At 66.9% G+C, this 26,955-nt stretch carries 22 protein-coding genes; 17 read left to right on the top strand and 5 right to left on the bottom strand.

Annotation, left to right across the window (positions count from 1 at the left end; genetic code table 11):
* Complete coding sequence (locus WT53_RS19580; protein ID WP_034204674.1) at nucleotides 1-921, top strand: bestrophin family protein; 921 nt, start codon at nucleotides 1-3, stop codon at nucleotides 919-921.
* Here the strand turns inward: WT53_RS19580 and WT53_RS19575 are convergent.
* Entirely contained in the window at nucleotides 914-2,965 is a 2,052-nt protein-coding gene (locus tag WT53_RS19575; protein WP_034204673.1) for an FUSC family protein, read from the bottom strand. The two genes, WT53_RS19580 and WT53_RS19575, sit on opposite strands and share 8 nt — an antisense overlap.
* Before the next feature lie 146 nt (nucleotides 2,966-3,111).
* Between WT53_RS19575 and WT53_RS19570 the strand changes: the two genes are divergently transcribed.
* The 5 genes from WT53_RS19570 (at nucleotide 3,112) to WT53_RS19550 (ending at nucleotide 9,716) form a co-directional block, all read left to right on the top strand.
* On the top strand, nucleotides 3,112-4,014 hold the full coding sequence (locus tag WT53_RS19570; protein ID WP_034204672.1) for a LysR family transcriptional regulator: 903 nt from the start codon (nucleotides 3,112-3,114) through the stop codon (nucleotides 4,012-4,014).
* Nucleotides 4,015-4,418: 404 nt separating this feature from the next.
* On the top strand, nucleotides 4,419-5,978 hold the full coding sequence (locus WT53_RS19565) for a DHA2 family efflux MFS transporter permease subunit (RefSeq protein ID WP_034204671.1): 1,560 nt from the start codon (nucleotides 4,419-4,421) through the stop codon (nucleotides 5,976-5,978).
* Nucleotides 5,979-6,258: 280 nt separating this feature from the next.
* On the top strand, nucleotides 6,259-6,591 hold the full coding sequence (locus WT53_RS19560) for a hypothetical protein (protein ID WP_034204670.1): 333 nt from the start codon (nucleotides 6,259-6,261) through the stop codon (nucleotides 6,589-6,591).
* A 135-nt stretch (nucleotides 6,592-6,726) separates the two neighbouring features.
* Nucleotides 6,727-8,316 carry an ABC transporter substrate-binding protein gene (locus WT53_RS19555; RefSeq protein WP_034204669.1) on the top strand — a complete coding sequence of 530 codons (1,590 nt, stop codon included), beginning with the start codon at nucleotides 6,727-6,729 and terminating at the stop codon, nucleotides 8,314-8,316.
* A gap of 146 nt (nucleotides 8,317-8,462) precedes the next feature.
* Nucleotides 8,463-9,716, top strand: a complete 1,254-nt coding sequence (locus WT53_RS19550; protein WP_034204668.1) for a hypothetical protein — start codon at nucleotides 8,463-8,465, stop codon at nucleotides 9,714-9,716.
* A gap of 18 nt (nucleotides 9,717-9,734) precedes the next feature.
* Here the strand turns inward: WT53_RS19550 and WT53_RS19545 are convergent, their stop codons facing one another.
* The 4 genes from WT53_RS19545 to WT53_RS19530 form a co-directional block, all read right to left on the bottom strand.
* Nucleotides 9,735-11,042 (bottom strand): Nramp family divalent metal transporter, encoded by a 1,308-nt coding sequence (locus tag WT53_RS19545; RefSeq protein WP_034204667.1) that lies wholly within the window; start codon nucleotides 11,040-11,042, stop codon nucleotides 9,735-9,737.
* 93 nt (nucleotides 11,043-11,135) lie between these two features.
* Nucleotides 11,136-12,392 (bottom strand): oxalate decarboxylase family bicupin, encoded by a 1,257-nt coding sequence (locus WT53_RS19540; protein WP_034204666.1) that lies wholly within the window; start codon nucleotides 12,390-12,392, stop codon nucleotides 11,136-11,138.
* A gap of 416 nt (nucleotides 12,393-12,808) precedes the next feature.
* The gene (locus tag WT53_RS19535) at nucleotides 12,809-14,143 is read right to left on the bottom strand and encodes a type II toxin-antitoxin system HipA family toxin (protein WP_034204665.1); all 1,335 of its coding nucleotides are present in this window, start codon (nucleotides 14,141-14,143) and stop codon (nucleotides 12,809-12,811) included.
* Nucleotides 14,144-14,146: 3 nt separating this feature from the next.
* Complete coding sequence (locus tag WT53_RS19530; protein WP_034204664.1) at nucleotides 14,147-14,395, bottom strand: helix-turn-helix transcriptional regulator; 249 nt, start codon at nucleotides 14,393-14,395, stop codon at nucleotides 14,147-14,149.
* A 247-nt stretch (nucleotides 14,396-14,642) separates the two neighbouring features.
* Between WT53_RS19530 and sapR the strand changes: the two genes are divergently transcribed.
* The 11 genes from sapR (at nucleotide 14,643) to WT53_RS19475 (ending at nucleotide 26,911) form a co-directional block, all read left to right on the top strand.
* Nucleotides 14,643-15,527 carry a sap1 transcriptional regulator SapR gene (gene sapR, locus WT53_RS19525; RefSeq protein ID WP_034204663.1) on the top strand — a complete coding sequence of 295 codons (885 nt, stop codon included), beginning with the start codon at nucleotides 14,643-14,645 and terminating at the stop codon, nucleotides 15,525-15,527.
* 17 nt (nucleotides 15,528-15,544) lie between these two features.
* On the top strand, nucleotides 15,545-16,108 hold the full coding sequence (gene ddpX, locus WT53_RS19520; RefSeq protein WP_034206165.1) for a D-alanyl-D-alanine dipeptidase: 564 nt from the start codon (nucleotides 15,545-15,547) through the stop codon (nucleotides 16,106-16,108).
* Between the two features lie 62 nt (nucleotides 16,109-16,170).
* Nucleotides 16,171-17,772 carry an ABC transporter substrate-binding protein gene (locus WT53_RS19515; RefSeq protein ID WP_034204662.1) on the top strand — a complete coding sequence of 534 codons (1,602 nt, stop codon included), beginning with the start codon at nucleotides 16,171-16,173 and terminating at the stop codon, nucleotides 17,770-17,772.
* Between the two features lie 10 nt (nucleotides 17,773-17,782).
* Nucleotides 17,783-18,853, top strand: coding sequence for an ABC transporter permease (locus WT53_RS19510; protein ID WP_060261128.1), 1,071 nt, complete (start codon nucleotides 17,783-17,785; stop codon nucleotides 18,851-18,853).
* Nucleotides 18,854-18,919: 66 nt separating this feature from the next.
* Nucleotides 18,920-19,834 carry a nickel transporter permease gene (gene nikC, locus WT53_RS19505; protein WP_034204660.1) on the top strand — a complete coding sequence of 305 codons (915 nt, stop codon included), beginning with the start codon at nucleotides 18,920-18,922 and terminating at the stop codon, nucleotides 19,832-19,834.
* A gap of 1 nt (nucleotide 19,835) precedes the next feature.
* Nucleotides 19,836-20,750, top strand: coding sequence for an ABC transporter ATP-binding protein (locus WT53_RS19500; protein WP_060261124.1), 915 nt, complete (start codon nucleotides 19,836-19,838; stop codon nucleotides 20,748-20,750).
* Entirely contained in the window at nucleotides 20,747-21,523 is a 777-nt protein-coding gene (locus tag WT53_RS19495; protein WP_060261119.1) for an ABC transporter ATP-binding protein, read from the top strand. The genes WT53_RS19500 and WT53_RS19495 overlap by 4 nt, the downstream gene beginning before the upstream one ends.
* Before the next feature lie 129 nt (nucleotides 21,524-21,652).
* Nucleotides 21,653-21,907 (top strand): GlsB/YeaQ/YmgE family stress response membrane protein, encoded by a 255-nt coding sequence (locus WT53_RS19490; protein WP_034204657.1) that lies wholly within the window; start codon nucleotides 21,653-21,655, stop codon nucleotides 21,905-21,907.
* A 702-nt stretch (nucleotides 21,908-22,609) separates the two neighbouring features.
* The gene (locus WT53_RS19485; protein ID WP_060261115.1) at nucleotides 22,610-23,152 is read left to right on the top strand and encodes a fimbrial protein; all 543 of its coding nucleotides are present in this window, start codon (nucleotides 22,610-22,612) and stop codon (nucleotides 23,150-23,152) included.
* Between the two features lie 134 nt (nucleotides 23,153-23,286).
* On the top strand, nucleotides 23,287-24,042 hold the full coding sequence (locus WT53_RS19480; RefSeq protein WP_059783158.1) for a molecular chaperone: 756 nt from the start codon (nucleotides 23,287-23,289) through the stop codon (nucleotides 24,040-24,042).
* 214 nt (nucleotides 24,043-24,256) lie between these two features.
* Nucleotides 24,257-26,911: a fimbria/pilus outer membrane usher protein gene (locus WT53_RS19475; RefSeq protein ID WP_060261111.1), complete on the top strand. Its 2,655-nt coding sequence runs from the start codon at nucleotides 24,257-24,259 to the stop codon at nucleotides 26,909-26,911.
* Nucleotides 26,912-26,955 lie beyond the last annotated feature (44 nt).

The following is a 26,955-nucleotide window of genomic DNA, read 5'->3' as shown; positions in this document are numbered from 1 at the left end:
ATGATCGTTCGTCCGCGCGAGCACTGGCTGCGGATGCTGCTCGTCTGGAACGGCTCGGTGCTGCCGACCATCCTGCCGCAGCTCGTGCTGACGCTCGCGATCAGCGTCGTCGCGGTCTGGGGCGGCGGCCGCGTGCTCGGCGAGAAGGTGCCGCTGAACCCGACGCCGTTCACGCTGATCGGCCTGACGCTCGCGATCTTCGCCGGGTTTCGCAACAACGCCAGCTACGAACGCTATCGCGAAGGCCGGCAGCTGTGGGGCGGCGTGCTGACCGCCACGCGCACGCTGGTGTCGCAGGCGCTCTGCTACGGCGCGCTCGACCGCGACGACGCCTCGCGCCGCGCGTTCGTGCGCACGGTCGTCGCGTTCGTCTACGCGCTCAAGCACCAACTGCGCGGCACCGATCCGGCCGCGGACCTGCGCGCGCTGCTCGACGGCGCCACCTACGCGCGCGTCGCCGCTTCCCGGTTTCGCCCGATCGTCATCGTGCACGCGCTGCGCGAAGCGTTCGCCGCGCGCGCCGATGCGGGCCATCTCGCCGACACGCGCCTGTGGATGCTCGATGCGCGCCTCGACGATCTCGTCGCGATGGTGAGCGGCTGCGAGCGCATCGCGTCGACGCCGATTCCGTTTTCATACGACGTGCTGCTGCACCGGACCATCTACGCGTATTGCGTGTTGTTGCCGTTCGGTCTCGTCGATTCGATCGGTGTGGCGACACCTTTTGTGACAGTTTTCGTCGCCTATACGCTGATCGCGCTCGACGCCATCGCGCATGCGATCGCCGAACCGTTCGGCGACGGCCCGAATCATCTCGCGCTCGATGCGATGACGCGGCAGATCGAGCGCACGCTGCTCGAACTGAACCGCGAGCCGCTGCCGGCCGAGGTGACGCCCGGCCCGGCCTACCGCCTCACCTGAGCGGCCATCCTGTTCGATCGCGGCGGCCGCGCAGGAAATCGCCATGCGCGGCGGCCGCATCCGCGATCCGCCGCAGCAGGACCACGCCGTGCAGCAACGCATGTGCGTCGTCGCCGTCGCGCGCGGCCACGCGTCGTCGCAACAGGCCGGCCGCGGCATCGCACGTCTGCTCGAGTCGCGCGAAATCCGCCCGTGCGACGCGCCCACGCACCGCCGCCGCCGCGCGGCGTGCGGCCGGTTCGCGCGCGGCCAGTTCGGCGAGCGACAGCAGGCTGTCGCCGATTCCCCAGATCGCGAGCAGATCGCGCATGTCGTGCTCGATCCGTGTCTGCGGCACGCTACCCGCGAATCCGAGCTCGCGTGCAAGACGGTCGGCCGTGCGGCTCAGCCACGCGCTCGCCGACCACGCCCGCGGCTCGCGCGCGAGCCGCGCCAGATCGCGGCGCACCGCGCGATGCAGCCGCCGCCGGCTCGTGCCCGGATCGCCGGGAAACACCAGCGCGAATACCAAAGCGCCGAACGCGATGCCGAGCAGCGTCGCGAGCGCGCTGTTCAGAAACGCGGCGTCGCCGATCCGCGTCGTGTTGTTCGGCGACGTGAAATTCCAGAAGAAGATCGAGAACGCACTGCCCATCGCGGCCGTGCGCGGATGGCGCATCGCGAGGCCGGTGCCGATCAGGAACACGCCGAGGATGTAGGCCAGCATCTCGAAGCCCGACACCGCGGGCAGCAGGATGAAGTTGCAGACGACGCCCGCGACCGCCGCGCATGCCGTGCCTTTCAGGAAACCGACGATCGCACGCACCGAATTGGGACGGGTCGAGAACAGCGCGCTCACCACGGCCGTGATCGCGACGAACCCGCCGCCCACCGGCCACGCGGTGAAGATCCAGATCGCCGACGCGGCCAGCACCGCGATGAACGCGCGGACGCCGTTGTGACACGCGAGCACCGGATCGCGGTGGAACGCATAGCGCACGCGTGCAGGCGGCGGCACCGGCCGGTCGAGCAATGCCTGGCTCGCGAATGCACGGTCGAAGCCGCCGAGCAGCGCCGACAGCCGATCGAGCGTGAGCAGGCGCGACGTGTCCGGGCCGGCCGGCGCGGCCGCTTCGACCCGCAGTGCGTCGTCCACGCGTGCGCGCAGCGCCGCCATCTCGTGCCCGGCGTCGCCCGATACGGCGACCCGGTCGAGCACGCGTGCCGCCTCGTCGACGAGCGGTTCCGGCGCATCGCCGCCGCGCGCCGCATGCTCGCGGATCGCCAGCCCCGCGGCCTGCGCGGCGAGCACGCCGAGCGCCGCCACGCGCAAATGGCCGATCATGTTGCGCACCGGCGGCGCGCCGGCCGCCGCATATTCGGCCGCCGTATCGAGTTCGAGCGCGTCCGCGAACAGCCGGTGCACGGCCGCGTCGTTCGGCTCGCGGCGCAGCGCGCCCGCGCCGACCGCCACCGCGCGGTCGAGATAGCGCGCGAGTCGCGTGCGGACCTCCTTCAGCGGCGCGCCGGGTGCGAAGACCGTTTCGAACAGCGCACCGCACAGGATGCCGACCACCACGTACAAAAACCGCGCGACGGCGACGTCGAACGCATGCAGCGGCGCGGATACCGCGTCCATCGCGACGATCGCGGCCGTATAGCCTGCGAGCACCGCCGCATACGCACGAAAATTCCGCTGGAACGTCGCGATGCCCGCGCACAGGCCGATCCACGCGGCGAGCGCGGGCAGGAACAACTGGGGCGTCTGCGCGAACGCGCTGGTCAGCGCGAGCGCCACGGCCGCACCGATCGCGGTGCCGAGAATCCGGTACTGGCTCTTCGACAGCCCCATCCCGCGGCTGCCCTGCGCGACGATCCACACGGTCGAGGCGGCCCAAATCGGATCGTCGAGATTCATCCGGAACGCGATATAGAGCGCGGTCAACGACGCGGCCGTATTGCGGAGTGCGAATGCAAGCGCGCCGGGCGGCAGCGTCGGACGCGCGTCGCGCAGCGCGGCCCGGACGGCCGCGAGCGGCGGCATGCTGGGGAAAGCGAATTTCATCCGGCGAGCATACGGTCGCGCGGCAGCCGCCACTACGGGGCGCGGGCAGGATGCGTTATTGCGCCGGGCAGGATAATCGGCTCGATCCGCAACGTTTCGGCCCGCGACGGTAAGATGCACGCAGGCCAAACACCGAAACGAACCGCATGGACCTCGAGAGCATCCGGATATTCCTGCGCGTGGTGGAACGCGGCAGCTTCACCGCCGCGGCCACGCAGATCGACATGCCGCTCAGTCGCGCGAGCCGCAAGATCAGGCAGCTCGAGGACGACCTCGGCGTCCAGTTGCTGTACCGCACGACGCGCCGCGTGTCCGTCACCGAAGCCGGCCGCGACTATTACGAACGCTGCCTGCGCGCCGAGGAGATCCTGCTCGACGCGGATCGTCAGGTGCGCGCGCTGCGCACGGAACCCGAAGGCACGCTGCGCGTGCTGGTGCCTTACGCGATCGGCCTGTTCGAACTGGAACCGGCGCTCGCCGAGTTTCGCCGGCGCTACCCGCTGGTCCAGCTCGTGCTGATCTACGACAACAGCGCGCTCGACCTCGTCGAACACGGCTTCGACGTCGCGCTGCGCACCGGCGTGCTGACCGATTCCGGCTATGTCGCGCGCTCGCTCGGCTGGTCGCACGCGAAGCTCGCGGCCAGCCCGCACTATCTCGACCGCGCCGGCCGGCCGCACACGCCGCAGGATCTCGTCGATCACGACATCCTGTTCGTCGGCCGCGACGCGCCCGGCCTGACGCTGCGCCTCACCAACGCGGCCGGCGACGTCGCCGACGTGCCGGTGCGGCCCGTGCTGATCTCGAACGAATCGGTCACGGTGCTGCGCCAGGCCGCGAGCGGCGGCGGCATCGCGCTGATTTCGACCCACTTCACCACACGCCGGATCGAGAGCAACGAACTCGAGATCGTGCTGCCCGACTGGCATCGCACCGACGACGTCGAGCTGCACGCGCTCTACCCGAAACGCGCGACGCTCGACAGCAAGGTGCGCGCATTCGTCGAGTTCCTGACCGAAGTCTTCACGGCGTGGCGGACCATGCCGTAGGGCCGGCAATCGATGCACGGCGGCTACATTATTGCGGTGCAGGAAAGGAATTAATGAGCGCGCAAGCGTTGATCGTCGTGCGCCGCATCGTTAGCCTGTGGCGATGAAAAACGACCACACCCGCTACGGCAGCCACGTGCCCGCTGCCCGCCGACGCGTCACGCGCGTCGCGCCCTCCTGACCGGCGACAGCCCGCCCCGCGACGCCCGCCCCGGCTTCGCCATTCCGATTCACCGATCGAACCGACCACCGCACGCGACGGCACCGCTCGTCGGGCCGCCGTGCGGCGCGCGTGCGTCCGTCCGTTCCGCGCTTCGCCGCACTTGGCCGCACGCCTGCCCCTCACGGGCGGCCGCGGCGTACGGGGCGCACCGCACGACCTTCGTCCATCACGCAGGAACGCCATGTCCTCTCCCTCGTCTTCAGGCCCGCTGTCGGGCGGCCGGCTCGTCATCGGCACGATCGCGGTATCGCTGGCGATGTTCATGAACGTGCTCGACTCGTCGATCGCGAACGTCGCGATCCCGACGATCTCGGGCGACCTCGGCGTGTCGGTCGACGAAGGCACGTGGGTGATCACGATCTTCGCGGCGGCCAACGCGGTGTCGATTCCGCTGACCGGCTGGCTCACGCAGCGCTTCGGCCAGGTACGCCTGTTCGTCGCGTCGATCCTGCTGTTCGTGCTCGCGTCGTGGCTGTGCGGAATCGCACCGAACCTGCCGACGCTGCTCGCCGCGCGGATCCTGCAGGGTGCGGTCGCGGGGCCGCTCGCGCCGCTGTCGCAGGCGCTGCTGCTCGGCGCATGGCCGCGGCAGAAGTCGTCGACGGCGCTCGCGCTGTGGTCGATGACGGCGCTCGTCGGCCCGATCGCGGGGCCGTCGCTCGGCGGCTGGATCACGTACGACTACAACTGGTCGTGGATCTTCTACATCAACATTCCGGTCGGCTTCTTCGCGGCCGCCGTCACGTGGTTCGTGTTCCGCGATCGCGAATCGGCCACGCGCCGCATGCCGATCGACACGGTCGGCCTGCTCCTGCTCGTGCTGTGGGTCGCGTCGCTGCAGATCATGCTCGACAAGGGCAAGGATCTCGACTGGTTCAACTCGCCGGTGGTCGTCGCGCTGGGCATCGTCGCGCTGATCGGCTTCGCGTTCTTCCTCGTGTGGGAGCTGCACGAAGCCAACCCGATCGTCGACCTGCGACTCTTCACGCAGCGCAACTTCGCGGGCGGCACGATCGCGATCTCCGTCGCGTACGGGATGTTCTTCGGCACGCTCGTGCTGCTGCCTCAATGGATGCAGGGCTATCTCGGCTACCGCGCGGTCGATTCGGGGCTGGCCACCGCGCCGCTCGGATTCTTCGCGATCCTGCTCACGCCGGTCATGGGGCGTCTGCTGCCGCGCACCGATCCGCGCTATATCGCGACGCTCGCGTTCGTCGGCTTCGCGGTCGTCTTCATGATGCGCACGACGTTCTATACCGACGTGTCGCGCCGGGATCTCGTGCTGCCGACGCTGTTGCAGGGCATTCCGATGGCGATGTTCTTCGTGCCGCTGACGTCGATCATCCTGTCCGGGCTGCCGCCGGAAAAGATTCCGGCCGCGGCCGGCCTGTCGAATTTCGGCCGCACGTTCTGCGGAGCGGTGGGGACGTCGCTGATCGGCAATGCGTGGAACGACCGCACGATCCTGCATCACGTGCGGCTCACCGAACAGGCGAGCGTCACCAATCCGGTCTTCGCGCAACAGCTCGACGCGAGCCGTTCGCTGCTGCACCTGAGCCCCGATTCGGCACTCGCGTTCTTCAATGCGTCGGTCGATTCGCAGGCGGCCGTGATGGGCCTGAACGACATCTTCTACGTGTCGGCGATCATCTTCATCGCGATCATCCCGCTCATCTGGATCACGAAACCGGCGCGCTCGGGCGGCGGCGATGCCGATGCGGCGGCGGCCGGCGCGCATTGATCCGCATGCGCGGCGCCGGACTGCGCGCCGGCATCGCGACGACGCGAGATGCGCCGATCACGGCGACGACCGACGCAAGCGCCCGGCCGGCAGCGGGCGCTTTGTATCGAATCGTTTCAACGCGCCGACGGTGTCGAATGCTGCGGGTATACTCCGTCGTCAGCCGCCCGTTGCATCGTCGTCCGTCACAAGCGGCCCGATTCCGGGCGGTTTCGTCGCGAAGCTTCGCGTTTCGCCACCCCGCGTTCCAGCCTCGATACGAGACACCCGACGACCGACCATGAAACGATTCCTGCTGCTCCTTCCCGCCGCCCTGCTCGCCGCCTGCGGTTCCGCTCCGTCGTCCGACTCGGCCGGCTCGGGTGCGGCACCGATGATCTACGTGTCGTCGCAACGCCCGGCCTACGCGATCGCGAACTGCCTCGACAGCCGCCTGTCGGGCACCGCACAATCGCAGCACAACGGCGTGACCGACATCGCGGTCGGTTCGAATTCGTACTTCGTCACGCTGACGCCGTCGGGCAACGGCTCGGTGATCAAGGTCGTGCGCGGCTCCGGCAGCGAACCGGCCGAGGAAGCGATGCGCTACGCGGTCGCGCGCTGCGCGATCTGACGCCCGCCGGCGCCGGGCACCCGCCCGGTCCGCCTGCCCAACGCTGCGTGCCAACCGGCGCACCTGCCGAATATTTTCATCCGGGTGCCCGTCGATGAGAGAATCGCACCACGATTCCTTTTCAATGGAGCCCGCATGAAGCACCTGCTGTCCCGGCTGTTCGTCAGCGCCGCTCTCGTCGCGCTTGTTCCGGCGCTGCCGGCGCAGGCTGCCACGCCGCCCGGCATCTTCGTCGTCGCCACGCAACTCGGCGAATTCACGACCCTCGACCCGAGCGGGATCTACGAGCTGGTGCCGTCCGAATACGTCGCGAACACCTACGAGCGGCTGGTGCGCGTCGACCTGAAGGACCCGACGCGCTTCGACGGACAGATCGCGCAATCGTGGACGGTCGGCGCAGACGGCGTGACCTACACGTTCAAGCTGCGCCCGGGCCTCACGTTCCACTCCGGCAACCCGGTCACCGCCGACGACGTCGCGTGGTCGCTGCAGCGCACCATCCTGCTCGACAAGGGGCCGGCCGGCGTGCTCGCCGATCTCGGCCTCACGAAGGCGAACGTGATGCAGAAGGTGCGCGCGATCGATCCGCAAACCGTCGTGCTCGAAACCGACCGCAAGTACGCGCCGAGCTTCGTGCTCAACGTGCTGAGCGCGTGCCCGGCATCGGTGTTCGACAAGAAGCTGCTGCTGTCGCACCAGCAGGGCAACGATTTCGGCAGCGGCTGGCTGCGCACCAACGACGCAGGCTCGGGCCCGTACCAGCTCGTCAAGTGGACGCCGAACGAATCCATCGTGCTGCAGCGCTTCGACAAATACCGCACGCCGTATCCGATGAAACGCGTCGTGCTACGTCACGTGCCCGAAGCGTCCGCGCAACGGCTGCTGCTGGAGAACGGCGACGCCGACGCCGCGCGCAACCTGAGCCCCGACAGCCTCGCCGCGCTGTCGAAGGCCGGCAAGATCAAGGTCGCGTCGTGGCCGGTGTCGGCCCTGCTGTACCTGAGCCTGAACACGAAGAACCCGAACCTCGCGAAGCCCGAGGTCCAGCAGGCGATGAAGTGGCTCGTCGATTACGACGGCATCCAGCGCAACATCGTCAGCACGACCTACAAGGTGCATCAGACCTTCCTGCCCGAGGGCTTCCTCGGCGCGTCGAACGCGCGACCCTACAAGCAGGACGTCGCGAAGGCGAAGGCGTTGCTCGCGAAGGCCGGCTTGCCGAACGGTTTCGACGTGACGATGGACATGCCGAACGACTATCCGTACCTCGAGATCGCGCAGGCGCTGCAGGCGAACTTCGCGCAGGGCGGCATCCGCGTGAAGCTGATCCCCGGCGACGCGAAGCAGGCGATCGGCAAGTACCGCGCGCGCCAGCACGACATCTTCATCGGCGAATGGTCGCCCGACTACATGGACCCGAACAGCAACGCGCGCGGTTTCGCGTGGAATCCGGACAACTCGGACCAGTCGCCGACCAAGATGCTCGCGTGGCGCAACGGCTGGGACATTCCGCAACTGACGAAGGACACCGAGGCCGCGCTCGTCGAGCCGTCGCCCGCGAAGCGCGCGCAGCGTTACGAGGCGCTGCAGAAGGCCGTGCTCGCAAACTCGCCGTTCATCATCATGTTCGAGAAGGTCGTGCAGGTCGCCACGCGCCCCGGCGCGACCGGACCGGAAATCGGGCCGATCAACGACCTCGTGTCATACCGCACGCTCGCGAAATAATCGCGGCCGCCTGCACGCGCGGCCACAGCGCCGTACAGGTAATCGCCGCGGGCCGCAGGGCCGGCGCCGGCCCGTGCGGCGGCGGCGATCTACAATGACCTGCATCGCGCGGATACCGCGCCGGGCACACGTAACGGGACGAGAACATGCATTCGAGCGAGCACGCAGTGTGCGTGGCGATCAACGACAACAACCGCGCGTGGTACGAAATGCTCGTGCCGTTCCTGCTGTCGCTGCGGCACGCCGGCTACGACGGGCGGATCGCGGTGATCGGCTACGGGCTGTCCGAGCGCAAGCGGCAGATTCTCGCGAGCCAGTCGGTCGACGTGATCGACGCGTCGAGCGCCTATGCGCTGCCGGTCGGCCGCTTCATCGAGGCCGCAGAGTATTGCGCGCGCCATCCTCAGATTCGCAAGCTCGCGCTGTACGACGCGGACATCTGGTTCTGCGCGCCGCAGTTCGACCTGTTCTCGCAGATCGGCGACGACCGCATCCACGTGTGCCCCGACCCGCTGTTCTGCACGTTCGTCGTCACGCCGCTGATCGGCGAGCGGCGCGACCATCACTGGCGCCTCGTCGTCGACGAAGTCAATGCGCGCCACGGCGGTGCGCTGCAGGCCGGGCTCGTCGCCGGCACCGCCGACGCATGGGCGCGTTATGCCGACCACCTGCGCGACTGCATCGCCCGCATCGGCACCGATTTCCAGGAATGCTTCGGCATCGATACGACGTTCCTGCATCTGTGGAGCGCACAAGGCGAAACGGCGCTGCTCGACCCGGTCCAGAACTTCGTCAGCAAGTACGGCATTCACGAATCGTTCGATGCGGGCAGCGGCAAGACGACGCTCAGGTATCACGGCGAGCCGATCCGTGCACTGCACATGACCGGCGACATCCGCTTCCTCGACCGGTGGCGCTACTACACGAACCACGCCGATGCCGCGCTGCGCGACGGTACGCCGTTCGCGCTGTCGGACGGCACGCCGGCCCCGTCCGATGCGCTCGCCGCACGCATCGCGGCGGCGGATTACGTGCGCTCGGCCGGGCTGACCGTTGCGTCCGCGGCGCTCGAGACGAGCGCGGGCGCCTACCTGCAGGCGATCGACGAACCGGGCGGCACGATGCTCGTCGGCAGCGGAAACCATGAAATCGTGTTCGCCGCGACCCGCGACATCGCACGGCTGAACGTCTATGTCACGCATCCGTCCGGCTCGCCGTCGCCGCTGCTGTGCGAGGTGCGGGTCGACGGCCACCCGCAGCGCAAAGGCACCGAACTGATGGCGCATTTCTGGTACCGGATAGCGGCCGGCGCCGTCGTCACGCTGCGCGCGACGAGCCTCGGCGGCCAGCAGTGCAACGCGATCTGGCGGCTGCGCGAAGCGCCGGACATGCAGCAGTAAGCGCCCGTCCGCACGCGTTCAACCGAACGCCGCCCAGACCAGATACGCATTCAGCGCGACGATCACGACCGTCGCCGCGCCGGCGACGATTCGCAGCGGCATCCGCATCGCGTAAGCGCCCATCACGTCCTTGCGCGCCGACAGCACCACCAGCGCGATCATCGGCATCGGCAACACGAAGCTCAGCACGACCTGGCTCGCCACCATCGCGCGCGTCACGTCGCAGCCGAGCGCGACCACCGCGAACGCGGGCGCGATCGTCACCGCGCGCCGCACCCAGATCGACAGGCGGCGGTGGATGAAGCCTTGCATCACGACCTGCCCGGCCATCGTGCCGACCACCGAGCTCGACACGCCCGAGGTCAGCAGCGCGACGAGAAACAGCGCGCCGGCCGCCGGCCCAAGTACCGGGACCAGCGTGTGATACGCATCGCCGATGTCGGTCATGCCCGGCGCGGCCACGTGGAACGCCGACGACGCCATCATCACCATCGCGAGATTCACGAATCCGGCAAGCCCGAGCGCGATCGCGACCTCACGGTTCGAGAAACGCACGAGCCGCCGCCGCTGCGCGTCGTCGCGCGGCGCGGTGCGATCCTGCGTGAGGCCCGAATGCAGATACAGTGTGTGCGGCATGATCGTCGCGCCGATGATCCCGACTGCGATCGTCAGCGCCGCATGATCCGGAATCTGCGGGACCACCAGGTGGAACGCGGCCGCACGCCAGTCCTGCGGCGCGATCAGCAGTTCGCCGAGATAGCATGCGCCGATCACGCCGACCAGCGCCGCGATCGCCGCTTCGAGCGGCCGGAAGCCGCGCTTTTCGAGCGCGAGGATCGCGCAGGTCGCGAACGCGGTCGCAACCATTCCCGCGAACAGCGACAGGTGGCACAACAAGCCGAACGCGAGCGCGCCGCCGAGGAATTCGGCGAGGTCGGTCGCCATCGCGGCGATCTCGGATGCGATCCACATGGCCCACACGACCGGCGCGGGAAAGCGGTCGCGACACAGTTCGGCGAGGTTGCGGCCGGTCACGATGCCGAGCTTCGCCGACATCGCCTGGAACAGCATCGCGATCGCGTTCGCGGCCAGCACGACCCACAGCAGCCGGTAGCCGTATGCGGCGCCGGCCTGGATGTTGGTCGCGAAGTTGCCGGGGTCCATGTAGCCGATCGATGCGATCACGGCCGGGCCGACGAACGGCAGCAGCGCGGCGACGCCGGTGCGGCGCCCTTCCAGCGCGGCGCGCGCCGCGCCGTCGATGTGCTCGGTGGAGCGGCCCGGCAGCGCGAAGCCGCCGGCAGGTTTGCTCGGGACGGGAAGCATGGTGGAGTTTCCGTTCGAATGAGTAAGACCGATTCGGGCGCACGTGCCGCGGCCGGCTTGCCGGCCGCCGGCCGTGGCGGGACGATGGCGGCGTTACAGCGGCACGACGTCGGGGCGATTGCGCGGAAACTGCGCGATCACGTCCGGCGCGACGTTCAGGTGCGCTTCGACGAGTTTCGGCGGCGTATGCGCGAGCCAGTCGGACAACGACACCTCCGCATAGCGGTCGGTCTTGAAGATCTCGAGGAACACGAGGTCGGTCCGGCCGGTGTTCTGCACGTAGTGACCGAGGCTCTTCTTCACATAGCCGACGTCGCCCGCGCGGAAGTCGGCCGTCTGCGCCTTCGGCCCCGTGTCGAACACCGTCATCCGCGCCTCGCCTTGCAGGTAGTACTGCCATTCGTCGGCGTTCGGGTGCCAGTGCAGCTCGCGCATGCCGCCCGGATGCACGGTCACGAGCGCCGCCGCGACGGTCGTCGACACGGTGAAGTTGTTGCTGTCCGCGATCCGCACCTCGCCGCCGCGCGTCTTCCTGACCGGCTTCATGTCGCCGAGCGAAAAGACGAACGGATGCGGCGGCGCACCGGCCGACGCGGCCGACGCGTGCTGCGCGTCCGCGAGCGGGCCCGGCTCGTCGCCCTGGAAAATCCACAGGTTGTCGAGCGGCACGTTCCTGAATGCGTCGGCCGGCACGCCGAAGTTGAGCGCGAGCACGTCGGGCGGCGTATGCGCGATCCAGTCGGTCAGCAACAGCGTGTTGAATTCCGATGCGCGGCCGTTATCGAATGCGAGCAGGAATTCGGCGCCGTCGCTGCCGAGGCCCTGCAGCGAATGCGGCAGGCCGGGCGGGAAATACCAGAGATCGCCGGTCTTGACGTCCTGGACCGACGGCCGGCCGAGCTCGTCGAGCACCGTGATCCGGCAGTGGCCGTCGAGCATGATGGCCCACTCGGCCTGCTGGTGCCAGTGCATCTCGCGAATGCCGCCGCGCGTCAGCCGCATGTTGACGCCGGAAATGGTTTCGGAAATCGCGAAATCGTCCTGCGTCACTTCGCGCGCCCAGCCGCCATTTTGAATGCGTTTATGGGCATTATTGAAAGACGCCCAGAATAACGGCATCCCGTTGATATCGGTGGCCGGCGGATCCTGAAAAGACGGAAATTGATTGGCGATGGCCGGATTTTTAGGCCCCGGGTCGGTCAGGCTCTGGCGATTGCGTGCATTCACCGCGCCTTCCGGCGGGCTGTCCGGATTGCCGAACGAGGCGGCCTTGGCCGATACCGCGATGCCCGCGGCGGCAATGGCGCCGGCCGTACTTGCCAGCATTTTGCGTCGAGAAAGATTCGTCATGATTTCCTCTTCATTCTTGCGATCGAGAGAATTCCGGTTACGGAATACTTGTCGTTTTCGGATTATCGAAAATCAAACATCCCGTGACGCAAGTTAAATCCAAATCACAGAAAAACTTAAATGAATTATTAACCTGAATTAATGACTTAATCTGATCGACTTTAATTTTGTAATTATTGCGGTGCAGAGGGACGCCGAGTGGCGGCGGATGTCGGCGAATCGGTCAGGTGCGGTGAATGCGGAAATACGACCGCGGCAGGTCGTGACGTCGCGGATGGCGACGGGAAACGATCGAGGCGCGCCACGTGCCATCGCCGATGCGATGCAGCCGATTCGGAGAACCGATCGTGAAAAACGGAAAACGGGTGAACGCCGATCCGTCGACCACCGGCTAACCGGGCCGCGTCGGGCGCAGCTTACTCCCGCGGCATGTCGGCGAGCCGCTGCGCGGCGAACCGCAATCCGCCCAGGATGCGCTCCGCGACCCTGGCCGGAAAGCCGGGAGGCAATGCCGCGCCGACCGACTCGATCACGTTCGGCGTCGCGGCGACGAGCCGTTCGACGATCGGTGTCGCGATATCGCCGAGCAGGCAATATTCGGCCATCGCGGCAAAGTGCCGTCGCGTGATATCGCGCATCGCATAGTGCTTGCGCTTGCCGTGCACGGCCATCGCGAGCTTCGCCTTGTGCCACGACCACTGGTTCGCGCCATCGCCTTCGACCGGCCAGATCGACATCACGTCATAGAGCGGCGTGAGGCGGAAACGGCCGCCCGGCAGCAGGCGCAGGCTGAAATTCTTCGCATGCCCGTCTGGTGCAGCGAGCATCCAGAACACGATCAGGGCGGCGAACAGTGTGTCGAGATCCTCCCGCGCCGTCTCCGAACGGCGCAGCAGGCCGGCCAGATCGGGTACGCCGGGGCCGCCCTGCGACTCGTACTTCAGGTGAGGCGGCACGCCGAGCGCCTGGCAGAAATCTTCCTGCGGCAAGCGCAACAGCCACCCGCCGTCGCGATGCAACACCCGATCGAACCGTTCGACCGACAGTACCTTGTGCGCGCCGAAACGCACGATTTCCGCGCGCGCCGCCGGCAGGCCGAACGCGCGCAGGATCGCGAGACACAGCCACTCGTTCTCGACGGAGGCCGTGAGATCGGCCCGCTTGTTGCCGACCAGCCCGAGCGGCAACTTGAGAATATGCGTCGTCGGCGTGGCGCCGTGCGGGCGCATCCAGCGCCCGTCGTGAAACAGCAGTGCGGTCTTTTCCTGCGCACCGGCGAGCGACAACCGGAAATCGTCGTCGTCCTCGCCCCCCGTCGCCACGCCGCTCGCCTGATCGAGCACGCGTGCGACGTCCTCGTCCGACAGCGGCGTGCCGTCGATGCGATCGAGGCCGGTTGGCGCATCGTCTTCGCCGAGCAATTGCACCGCCCCGACGCAATCACGACCGAGCGCGGCAAGCAGATCGAACGGCTCGGTCGTCGCGGTGCCGAATCGGGCGGCCAATCGGCGCCGAATGGCGTCGCTGTCCGGAAGCAGGTTGTCGAAGTAATGATTGACGCGTTCGCCACGCAACGGGGCATCGCCGACACCGAACGGCAGCGACAACGACAACGGGCGGCCGACGGCCGACTGCTTCCAGCCGGCGTCGTACAGCAGTTCCATGTCGCCGCGCACGGGAATCCGCCATGTGCCGACCCTCTTACCGTTCGTCCAGATCGACAGCGCGCGCGTGTGCGATTTGCGGCCCATCGCTTACCACTCGGCGGCGGCGGCGTCGCGCCCGTCCTTGGTGCGAATGCTGAGTTCAAGACCGTACAGCGCGGTCAACTCCAGCAATTGCCTGAGCGACAGGCTTTCGGTACGCGTGGTCTCGAGCAGCGACAGCCGCGACTGGCCCACGCCGATTCGCACGGCCGCTTCGGCTTGCGTCAGGCCCTTGGCCTGACGCGCCGAAGACAGGATTTCGCCCAGTTGCGCGGGCGTATTGACGATGAAATTCACGGCGCGTATTCCTGTAGGCAACATGCGCAGTATATTCCTGACAGGCATAAACGCAAATTATTCCTCACATGCATAAACGCAAAATATGCATGACAGGCATAAACAGAGGCCTGCGCGCCGACATCCCGCTTTTGGACCGACCCTATCAGTCATCCTCACACCATAGTTTTTATCCGCTGGCGCGAATGATTTTGGCTTTGTTAGATGGATGACATTCGATCAATCGACGACAACGATCTAACATCCGATGACTTGCGCGTTCGCCCGTACCGTCGAATCCCGCTTTGCCGAGCTGACGCCGACGGCCAAGCGCATCGCGAGCTACATGCTCGCGAACCTCGATCGGCTCGGGCTCGAGACGGCCGACCAGATCGCGCAGCAGGCCGGCACCAGCGGCATCTCGGTCGGGCGCTTTCTTCGCAGCGTCGGCTACCGCAATCTCGACGACCTGAAGCGCGAACTGCGCGGCGGCGGCGATCGTCCGTGGATGATCACCGACCGGCTCGACGAATACCGCCGCGTCGCGGGCACGCAACCGGCTGAACGCAACCGCGGCAACGGGAGTGACGGCCCGCTCGCGTCGTCGCTCGAGCGCGAGCTCGACGCGATCCGCCACGTGTACCGCCTGGCCGAAGGCCCGGTGTTCGCGCAGGTCGCCGACCGCATCGCGCAGGCCGACGCCGTGTTCATCCTCGGCATCCAGTCGACGCGCGGCATCAGCAACGCATTCAGCAGCTACCTCGAATACCTGCGCCCGCGCGTGTTCTATTCCGACGGCCAGTCGGGCTCGTACGTCGATTCGCTGAACTCCGAATTCGAGCGGCCGTACTGCGTCGTCACCGATACGCGCGCGTATTCGCGCAGCGCGCGCCGCTATTGCCAGGCGGCCGCCGAGCTCGGCCAGCCGTTCGCGCTGGTCACCGATCTGTCGTGCCCGTGGGCGCGCGAATGGCCGGCCGACCTGCTGCAGGTGAAGACCGACGTCGGCCAGTTCTGGGATTCGCTCGCACCGCTCACCTGTCTGTTCAACCTGCTGATCACGGCCGTGGTCGACCGCCTCGGCCCCGCGATCGACCGGCGCGTCGCGCGCAACCGCGAACTGCAGCGCACGTTCGACCAATTCGAATCATGAGCGAGCCCACCCTGCCGATGAACGATCACCGTCTCGTCGAAATCACGCCCGCCACGCATCGCGTCGATATCGAGCTCGTCTATGCGACCGCGCGCAATCTGACCGGCAAGCCGATCTACCGCAACGCGCACTGTCTGCTGCTCGAGCCGGCCGAAGCCGCATTGCGCCGCGCGGTCGACGTCGCCGCGCAGGCCGGCTTCACGCTGCGCATCTACGACGCCTACCGGCCGCCGCAGGCGCAGCAGGTCCTGTGGGACTTCCTCCCCGATCCGAACTTCGTCGCCGATCTCGGCCGCGGCTCGAATCACAGCCGCGGCACCGCGCTCGACCTGACGCTCGTCGGCGCGGACGGCGCGCCGCTCGACATGGGCACCGGCTTCGACGAGATGGTCGCCGCATCGGGCCACTTTCACGCGGGACTGCCCGAGCAAGTACAACGCAATCGCCTGCTGCTGCTCGGCGTGATGCACGCGGCCGGCTTCGCGCACATCGACAGCGAATGGTGGCACTACGAACTGCCCGGCTCTCGCGCGTTGCCGCAGATCGACAACGCGGCGAGCGGCCCGTGGCGCCTGATGTAACGACGAAGCACGTCCCCCTTTTCCGTTCACGTTCAACGACTTCAACGACCGATGGAGCGCACATGAAATTCCCGACATCCCGGCTCGTCGCGGCGCTGGCCGCCGCGTCCGCATTCGCCGCCGTTCCGCTTTCCGCCGCCCATGCGGAAACGCCGAAGGACTTGTTCGTGATGGCGACGCTGCTCGACGAATTCACGACGCTCGACCCGGGCGAGATCTACGAGCTGGTGCCGGAGGAATACGTCGCGAACACGTACGACCGGCTCGTGCGCGTCGACCTGCGCGATCCGTCGAAATTCAACGGCGACGTCGCGCAGTCGTGGACGGTGAGCGCCGACGGCCTGACCTATACGTTCAAGCTGCGCACCGGCCTCAAGTTCCACTCGGGCAACTCGCTGACGGCCGACGACGTCGCGTGGTCGATCCAGCGCGCGGTGCTGCTCGACAAGGGGCCGGCCGCCGTGCTGACCGGCATCGGCCTCACGAAGGCGAACGTCGCCGCGAACGTGAAGAAGCTCGACGACGCGACGGTGTCGATCACGACCGACCGCAAGTACGCGCCGACCTTCGTGCTGAACGTGCTCGGCTCGTGGCCCGCATCGGTGCTCGACAAGAAGCTGCTGCTGTCGCATCAGCACGGCAACGACTTCGGCAACGCGTGGCTGAAGACCAACGAAGCCGGCTCCGGCGCATACAGGCTGGTCAAGTGGACGGCCGGCGACAGCCTCGTGCTGCAACGCTTCGACGGCTACCGGCTGCCGCTCGCGATGAAGCGCATCGTGCTGCGCCACGTGCCCGAAGCCGCGAGCCAGCGCCTGCTGCTGGAAAACGGCGACGTCGACGCGGCGCGCGACCTGAGCCCCGACGATCTCGCGTCGGTGGTGAAGTCCGGCAAGGCGAAGGTGGCGGCATCGCCGCAGGCGACGCTGCTGTATCTCGGCCTGAACACGAAGAACCCGACGCTCGCGAAACCCGACGTGCAGGAAGCGCTGAAATGGCTCGTCGACTATGCGGGCATCCAGAGCAACGTCGTGAAGACGACCTACAAGGTGCACCAGACCTTCTTGCCAGAAGGCTTCCTCGGCACGCTGAACACGAACCCGTACAAGCTCGACGTCGCGAAGGCGAAGGCGCTGCTCGCGAAGGCCGGCGTGCCCGGCGGCTTCTCGGTGACGATGGACGTGCGCAACGACTATCCGTACACGGAGATCGCGCAGGCCGTGCAGGCGAACTTCGCGCAGGCGGGCATCAAGGTTCAGCTGATCCCCGGCGACAACAAGCAGACGCTCGCGAAATACCGCGCGCGCCAGCACGACATCTACATCGGCGAATGGTCGGCGGACTACATCGACCCGCACAGCAACGCGCAAGGTTTTGCGTGGAATCCGGACAACTCCGACAAGTCGAGCTATAAAATGCTGGCCTGGCGCAACAGCTGGGACATCCCGCAACTGACGAAAGAAACCGACGCCGCGCTCGCCGAGCCGACCGCCGCGAAACGCGCGCAGCTGTATCAGGCGATGCAGAAGGAAGTGCTCGCGCGCTCGCCGTTCGTGATCATGTTCGAGAAAGTCGCGCAGGTCGCGACGCGGCCCGGGGTGAGCGGGCTCGAAGTCGGGCCGATCAACGATCTGGTGTCGTACCGCAACCTGAAGAAGCAATAAGATTCGCCGCATGTCGACTCCCGCCTCCTCCCTCGAAGCCCTGCGCACGCTGCCCGCGCGGCGCCCGGCCGTGCGCTGGGCCCTGCGCGTGCTGCGCTGGGCGCTCACGCTCGCCGTCACGTTCGCGGGGCTGCTCGCGCTGACGTTCGTGATCGGCCGCAAGGTGCCGATCGATCCCGTGCTCGCGATTCTCGGCGATCGCGCATCGGCCGACGCCTATGCGGCCGAGCGCATCGCGCTCGGGCTCGACAAGCCGCTCGTCACGCAATTCCTGATCTATGCGCGCGACGTGCTGCACGGCAACCTCGGCGTGTCGCTGCTGACCGCGAACCCGGTGCTCGACGACATCCGGCGCGTGTTCCCGGCCACGCTCGAACTGGCGACGATCGCGACGTTGATCGGCATCGCGATCGGCGTGCCGCTCGGCGTCGCGGCCGCCGTGAAGCACAACCGGCCGATCGATCACATCGCGCGCTTCGTCGGGCTGATCGGCAACTCGGTGCCGGTATTCTGGCTCGGGCTGATGGGGCTGCTGCTGTTCTATGCGCGGTTGCACTGGGTCGGCGGCCCCGGCCGGCTCGATCCCGTGTACGACGGAATGGTCGCCCCACGCACCGGCAGCCTGCTGCTCGATGCGGCGCTCGCCGGCGAGTGGGACGTATTGCGCAACGCGGTGTCGCACATCGCGCTGCCGGCCGCGATCCTCGGCTACTACTCGGTCGCGTATCTCAGCCGCATGACGCGCTCGTTCATGCTCGACCAGCTGAGCCAGGAATACATCGTCACCGCGCGCGCGAAGGGCCTGTCCGAGCGGCGCGTGATCTGGCGGCACGCGTTCGGCAACATCGCGGTACCGCTGCTCACCGTGATCGCGCTCACGTACAGCAATCTGCTCGAAGGCTCGGTGCTGACCGAAATCGTGTTCGCGTGGCCGGGGCTCGGCTCGTACCTGACCGGCGCGCTGCTGAACGCCGACATGAACGCGGTGCTCGGCGCGACGCTCGTGATCGGCGCGATGTTCATCACCGTCAACCTGCTGACCGACGCGCTGTACCGCGTGTTCGATCCGCGTGCGCGCTGAGGGCCGCTTCGACATGACCGCTTCCGCCCCGCTTCTTTCCCCGTCCACCCCGAAGGCCGCCCGATCATGAATGCCGAGCGTCTCACGCTGCGCGCGTGGCTTCTTTCCGATGCGCCCGCGTCGCGCTCGCAGGCCGCGTTCGGCCTCGCGTACCGCCGCTGGCGCCGCTTCGCCGCGAATCCGCTCAACCTGTTCGGGCTCGCGATCCTGGCCGCGCTGATCGCGGTCGCGATCGTCGGCCCGCTGATCATGCCGCACGATCCGCTGCGCCAGGTGCTGGCCGACCGGCTGCTGCCGCCCGGCTCGCCGTCGCACTGGTTCGGCACCGACCAGCTCGGCCGCGACATCCTTTCGCGGCTGATCGCGGGGTCGCGCCTGACGCTCGGCATCGCGCTGCTCGTCGTCGTGATCGTCGTGCCGATCGGTCTGCTGATCGGCACGACGGCCGGCTATTGCGGCGGCTTCGTCGACAGCGTGCTGATGCGCATCACCGACATCGCGCTCGCGTTCCCTAAGATCGTGCTCGCGCTCGCCTTCGCGGCCGCGCTCGGCCCCGGCGTGATCAACGCGGTCGTCGCGATCTCGATCACCGCATGGCCCGCGTATGCGCGGCTCGCGCGCGCGGAGACGATCCGCATCGCGCAGGCCGACTACATCCATGCGGCGCGGCTGCAAGGCGCGTCGGGACCGCGCATCCTGCTGCGCTACATCATGCCGCTGTGCATGTCGTCGGTGATCGTGCGCGCGACGCTCGACATGGCCGGCATCATCCTGACCGTCGCGGGCCTCGGCTTTCTCGGCCTCGGCGCGCAGCCGCCGAGCCCCGAATGGGGCTTCATGGTCGCGTCGGGCCGCAACGTGCTGCTCGACGCGTGGTGGGTCGCGACGCTGCCCGGCATCGCGATCCTGCTCGTGAGCCTCGCGTTCAACCTGCTCGGCGACGGGCTGCGCGACGTCTTCGATCCCCGCCATGGAGCGTGACATGCCGATGCATTCCACCGCCGCGCCGGCGCCGCTCTGCGAGATCGACGGGCTGAAGATCGGTTTCCGCGGACACGACGGCAGCGTCACCGACGCCGTGCGCGACCTGTCGCTGACGCTCGCACCGGGCGAACGGCTCGGCATCGTCGGCGAATCGGGCTCCGGCAAATCGCTGACGGGCCGCGCGCTGCTCGGCCTGCTGCCCGGCGCCGCGCGCTGGTCGGCGCACACGATGCGCTTCGCGGGCCACGACCTGCTCGCGATGTCGCCGCGCGAGCGCCGGCGGCTGTGCGGCAGCCAGATGGGCATGATCCTGCAGGACCCGAAATATTCGCTGAACCCGGTCATGACGGTCGCGAAGCAGATGGGCGAAGCGTTTAGGCTGCACGAGCCGGGCTTGCGCGGCCGCGCGCTGCGCGAGCGGATCGTCGACGCGCTCGCTGCCGTGCAGATCCGCGACCCGGCGCGCGTCGCCGATGCGTATCCGCACGAGCTGTCGGGCGGCATGGGCCAGCGCGTGATGATCGCGATGATGGTGTCGACCGGTCCGCGCCTCTTGATCGCCGACGAGCCGACCTCCGCGCTCGACGTTGCGGTGTCGATGCAAGTGCTCGCGGTGCTCGACGCGATGATCGCGCGACACGGCACCGGCCTGATGTTCATCAGCCACGACCTGCCGCTCGTGATGTCGTTCTGCGACCGCGTCGCGGTGATGTATGCGGGGCGCGTGGTCGAAACCTGCGCCGCGCGCGACCTGCGCGATGCGTCTCATCCCTATACGCGCGGGCTGCTCGCGGCGCATCCGCCGCTCGCGAACCCGCCCGACGAACTGCCGGTGCTGCGGCGCGACCCGGCATGGCTCGATCCCGCGCCGCCGGCCGCCGTACGCACCGATCGACAGGAGGCCTCACGATGATCGACGTCGACCGCGCATCGATCCGTTTCCCGACTCGCACGGGTCACGTCGACGCCGTGCGCGACGCGAGCTTCGCGGTACGCGACGGCGAAGTGTTCGGGCTCGTCGGCGAATCGGGTTCCGGCAAGTCGACGCTGCTGCGTGCGCTGACGGGCCTCGCGCCGCTCGCGTCCGGTAGCCTGTCGATCGACGGCCGCCCGGTGGGCGGCACGCCCGATCGTGCGTTCCGCCGCCACGTGCAGATGGTGTTTCAGGATCCGTACGCGTCGCTGCATCCGCGCTTCACCGTCGACCAGACGCTGCGCGAGCCGCTGTCGATCCATGCGATCGGCGACGCCGACGCGCGGATCGCCCGCGCGCTGTCCGAGGTCGGGCTCGGCCCGGCGTTCCGCTTCCGCTACCCGCACCAGTTGTCGGGCGGCCAGCGCCAGCGCGTGGCGATCGCGCGCGCGCTGATCGTCGAGCCGCGCGTGCTGCTGCTCGACGAGCCGACGTCGGCGCTCGACGTGTCCGTGCAGGCCGAGATCCTGAACCTGCTGCGCCGCCTGCATCGCGAGCGCAACCTGACGATGATCCTCGTCAGCCACAACCTCGCGGTGATCGGCTTCCTGTGCCAGCGCGTCGCGGTGATGCAACATGGCCAGATCGTCGAACAGCTGCGCATCGAGGACGTGCGCGCCGGACAGGTCGCACGCGACTACACGCGCACGCTGCTGAACGCGACCGAAGGCTATCGCCGCCTCGATCCGGTGGCCGACGCGTCCGCCACGTGACATCCGCCGGACGCGAACGCATGCGATACTGCGCACGCCACGCGCCGGCTTGCCGCCGCATGGAACCCGTGCGCACCGCAGGGGTCAATTTCCTTTCGTCAACAGCTCAACAGCAATAGGGAGGCGTTCATGCTGCAATTCATCGAAACCCTGGTCGTGGGGCTCATCGTCGGCCTCCTCGCCCGCGCGCTCAAGCCCGGCGACGACAAGATGGGCATCCTGATGACCATCGTGCTCGGCGTCGTCGGCTCGCTCGTCGCCGGTTATGTCGGCCGCGCGGCCGGCTGGTATGCGCCGGGCCAGGGCGCCGGCTGGATCGCGTCGATCATCGGTGCGATCGTGCTGCTCGTGATCGTCGGCGCGGTGCGCAAGCGCGCGGGTTGATCGCGGATCTGCGAATCCGGTACAACACGGCCGCTCATCTCGATGAGCGGCCGTTTTCTTTGGCGAACCGCCATTCGCCGGCGCGCCGACTCGTCGATGCCACATCCGGGCAACGAGCATGGGCCGACGATGGCGATCGTGACCGCCCCTTCACGCCATCGCGGACGCTGTCCACCGCGGGTTCCGCACGCTTTCCGCGGAGTGGCGCTTTCGTGTCCGGGATCGCGGCCCTACAAGCCCGCTTGCATTGAAGCCGTCTGCGTCGGGCATCACATCGCCGATCGTGATACCGCAATATGGCCTTTACCATTCGTCGCGGATTCGGACAGATCAAGCGACAACATCTGCCGAAATTCGGACATGCACATGAACGTCAAACGCTCGTCGAACCACGACGGCGTGTGCCGATCCACGAACGGCAAAACCCTTGCAAAACCGCCCAGATCCTTGCATCACAAGGATCCGGACCTCCGCGCAATCATCTCGCCTCCGAAAGAGGCATAAATTCTTAGTACTTGTACTACAAAAAATCAATTCGATTTCGAATTCGTCATATTCCCCCAACTATCGGGTTATTCGACAATTCATCCTGAATTCAGCCTCGTGCAGATCTCACTTCCCCTCCGGTTGGAATAAAGAGAATCGAAGCGGGCGATTTCAACCTCCATCTATGTTAAGCATATTTAACAATTAGGTATTCGAATGACCAAAACCATCATTTCCGCCGCACTGGCAGCAGCAAGCATCGTCGCAATGGCGCCGGCAGCACACGCGTTCGACGGCACGATCGACTTCACCGGCTCGATCGTCGCGACGACCTGCACGATCAACGGCGGCGGTAGCGCCAACAACTTCACGGTGGCCTTGCCGCCCGTGTCGACCGACGCACTGAAAGCAGCGGGGGCGACGGCCGGCCGCACGCCGTTCCAGCTGAAATTGACGAACTGCCAGCCGGATACCGGCAAGGTTGCGACCTTCTTCGAATCGGGTCCGACGATCAACACGGCCACCGGTCGCCTCATGGTCGACGCCGGTGGCGCCGAAGGCGTGGAAATCGGTCTGCTGAACGATTCGTTCCAGCACATCGCGGCTGGCGCGGCATACAACGCCCAGAACTCCCAGGTCGTGGACATCACGGGCGGCGCCGCCACGCTGAACTACTACGCGCAGTACGAATCGCTCGGCACCGCGCTGAAGGCCGGCCCCGCGAATTCGCGTGTGCAGTACACGATGAGCTATCAGTAAAGCGTAGCGTTCGGCGGTCGCTACGTCAGGGCCGCCGTTCGAACCACGTTGGCTTGTCAAGCCGTCTCCGGGAGTCGCGAGTCGGCTTCGCAAGACAACGCATCGATCTATATCGAATTGGAGAAGGGATTCACATGAAATACCTCTGCCGGAAACTATTCACTGCCGCGTCCATCGCGGCCAGCCTGTTCGCCGCGAATGCGCACGCAAGCATCGTGATCGCCGGCACGCGCGTGATCTTCCCCGCCAACGAGCGCGAAGTGACGATCAAGCTCACCAACGACGGACAGACGCCGGCCCTGGTTCAAACCTGGATCGACAAGGGCGACGCGAACACATCGCCGGAAAAGATCGACGCGCCCTTTACGGTGACACCTTCCATGTTCCGCCTCGATCCCGGCAACGGCCAGACCTTGCGGCTGATCTACACGAAGGAGCCGCTCGCGCAGGACAAGGAGACGATGTTCTGGCTGAACGTGCTGGAAGTGCCGCCCAAGGCGGAAAACGCGGAAGACGCGAGTCGATTGCAACTCGCGTTTCGCACGCGAATCAAGGTATTTTTTCGTCCGCAAAACTTGCCGGGCAAGGCGGACGAAGCACCCGTACAGACGAAATGGCAGGTGGTCCGCGACGGCAAGGGCTATGCACTGAAGGCCACCAATCCGACGCCGTACTTCGTCAACCTGGGCAGCGTCACGCTTCGGTCGGGCGGCAAGGCGCTCGATGCCGGCGCCGGTTATATCAAGCCCGGCGACTCCGCGCTGTTTCCGGTCCAGGGCCTGACGGCCGGCGCGGAACCCGGCGCCGAGGTCGACTACACGAGCATCAACGACTGGGGCGGCGGCATCAAGGCCACGCAGCCGGTGTCGTCCGGCAAGAACACGCCCTGACGACACCGCGATTCCGTCGCGTTCCCTGGCACCCGACCCGCTGAAGTAACCGGAGGCGCGTTCGCGCCTTCCGCCGGTCGACTGCCCATCCCACGGTTTGCCCCAATTCGTGCCTCCGACGAGGCGGCAATCAGAGGCTGACAACGCCTCTGGCGGCATCCCTTTGCCCTGATCGCCCGCGATACGTATCGACGGGCACCTCGGAGTGTCATGCATGATTTCGAAACGGTCGAACCACGCCGCCTGTAGCGTAGCGCCCCGCATCAAACCGCTGTGCGCGCTCCTCCTGTCGACGTTCGCCACGTATCAGCTGGACGCGCAGGCCAACGACGCGCCCGCTCGGCCGACGAAGTTGGCTCAGGTCGAATTCGACCAGCACTTCTTCCCCCAAGGCGGAAGCCAGAGCGTGGACGTGTCCCGCTTCGAAAAAGGCAATACCGTCTTGCCCGGCACGTACAGCGTCGACATCTACGTCAACCAGAACCGCGTCGCCCGCGGCGACGTGCCGTTCAAGGTCGTCGAGACGAACATGGACGCGCAAGCCTGTTTCGATGCAAAGCTGCTCGAGCGCGTCGGCGTCGCCTGGAAGAAGCTGACTCCGGAACTGCTCGCCAGGATCTCGGGCGAAGGCGAAGACGCATGCCTGCCGATCGACGAACTGGTCGGCGGGGCGACCAGCCGCTTCGATTTCGGCGAGCAGCGTCTCGACCTAAGCATTCCGCAGGTTTCGCTCGCCCGCAACGCGCGCGGATACGTGAGCCCCGAGCTGTGGGATTCGGGTATCAACGCGGCGATGCTGGGCTACAACTTCAATCTGTACGGCACCCACAACAGCGGCCAGGGCGGCGGCACGCAGACTCAGGGTTATCTCGGCGTGAACGGCGGCGTGAACCTCGGGAACTGGCACTTCCGCCACGACGGGTCGTTCATGTTCGACTCGCGCGGCAACCGCCAGTATCAGGACATCAACACCTACGTGCAGCGCGACCTGCCGTCGCTAGCGTCGCAATTGACGCTCGGCGAGGCCTATACCACCGGGGAACTGTTCGACTCCACCGCGTTTCGCGGCATGCGCGTGGCGTCCGACGACCGCATGCTGCCCGACTCGCTGCGCGGGTACGCACCGACCGTGCGCGGCGTCGCGAACAGCAACGCGAAGGTCACGATTCGCCAGAACGGCATGGTCATCTATGAAACCAGTGTCGCGCCCGGCGCGTTCGAGATCAACGACCTGTACGCGACAGGCTATGGCGGCGACCTGGACGTTTCCGTCCAGGAGGCGGACGGCAGCACGCATTCGTTCTCGGTCGCGTATGCAGCCGTGCCGTTGTCGCTGCGCCCGGGCGTCAGCCGCTACAGTTTCGTCGTCGGCGCGCTGCGCGACGCGCAGCTTTCGTCTCATCCGCTGTTCGCGCAAGGCACTTGGCAACGCGGCTTGACGAATCTGCTGACCGGATATGGCGGCGTCACGGTGTCGGCAGGCTATGTATCGGCGATGGTCGGCGGCGCATTCAATACGCCGCTCGGCGCGATCGGCGCCGACGTCACGCAGGCGAGCACCGCGCTGCACGGGCAAGGCCGCCTCAGCGGCGCCAGCTTCCGCTTGAGCTACATGAAGGACGTCGCGCAGACCGGCACCAACGTCGCGATCGCCGCCTATCGTTACTCGACCGGCGGGTTCCTCGGGCTGAACGATGCAATGCGCGCGCGCGATCTGGCCGCGCAAAACCTGTCGATCGAAAACGTGTGGCGCCAGCGCAGCCGTGCGTCGGTCACGATGAGCCAGCGGCTCGGAGAGCGTTGGGGGCAATTGAACCTGACGGCGTCCACCGTCAATTACTGGAACCGCAGCGGATCGGATGTCAATTACACCATCGGCTACAACAACACGTTCCGGAACATCGGTTACAGCATTTCGGCCAATCGCCAGCGCAATGCGATCGGTACGGCGGATACCCTGTACTACGCCAGCGTGACGATTCCGCTGGGCAAGGCGAACCCGATGACGATGACCGGGAACGTCTCGCACGAATCCAGCGGCCGCACACAGGCGCAGACCATGCTGTCGGGCTCGCTCGGCACCGACAACAATCTGTCCTATGGCGTGACCGCGAACCATGCGTCGGGCGGAATGGGCAGTTCCACCACTGGCGGCAGCGTGAATGCGCTGTATCGCAGCCCGTATGCCGAATTCAGCGGAGCGGTCGGCACCGGCACCGGCTACTCGCAAGGGTCGATCGGCATTCGCGGCGCGGTGGTCGCGCATCCGGGCGGCGTGATGCTGTCGCAGCCGCTGTCGGACACGATCGGCATCATCGAAGCGCCGGACGCCGACGGTGCACGCGTGATCAACGCGTCGGGCGTGCGCGTGAACAGCCGCGGATATGCAGTGGTGCCTTATCTGACGCCGTACAGCATGAACACCGTCGAAATCGATCCGAAGGGCTTGTCGACCGACGTCGAGCTGCAGGTGAGCAGCCAGCAGATTGCACCGCGTGCCGGGTCCGTCGCGTTGCTGAAATTTGCAACGGTATCGGGCCGCTCGGCGCTGATTCGCGCGGTGCGGTCCGACGGTACGCCGCTGCCGTTCGGCGCACAGGTGCTGGACGAGCATGGCGCCCCGATCGGCTCGGTCGGCCAGGCAAGCAAGATCTTTGCGCGCGGATTGCAGGACAAGGGTGAGCTGACCGTCAAATGGGGGGAAGACACTTCGACGATTTGCCGTATCGCTTACGCGCTGCCTGTGCGCGAGAAGGGGCGCAAGTCGACGGAGCTGCTGCAGGTTGAAGAGACTTGCGCGTCTGCGGCGTTGCACGTTTCCCATGCGCCGAACTTCGCTCCGTCCCGGCATGCCGGCGTGGCGCAATGACGGTATGCCTGCGAATCGCGCAGCGTACCCGGTTCGTGAATTGA

Origin of the sequence: Burkholderia sp. MSMB2157WGS (assembly GCF_001532755.1) — a bacterium.
GTDB lineage: Bacteria > Pseudomonadota > Gammaproteobacteria > Burkholderiales > Burkholderiaceae > Burkholderia.
Note: the sequence above shows the minus strand (reverse complement) of the source record. Positions and strands in the feature narration are given on the sequence as shown.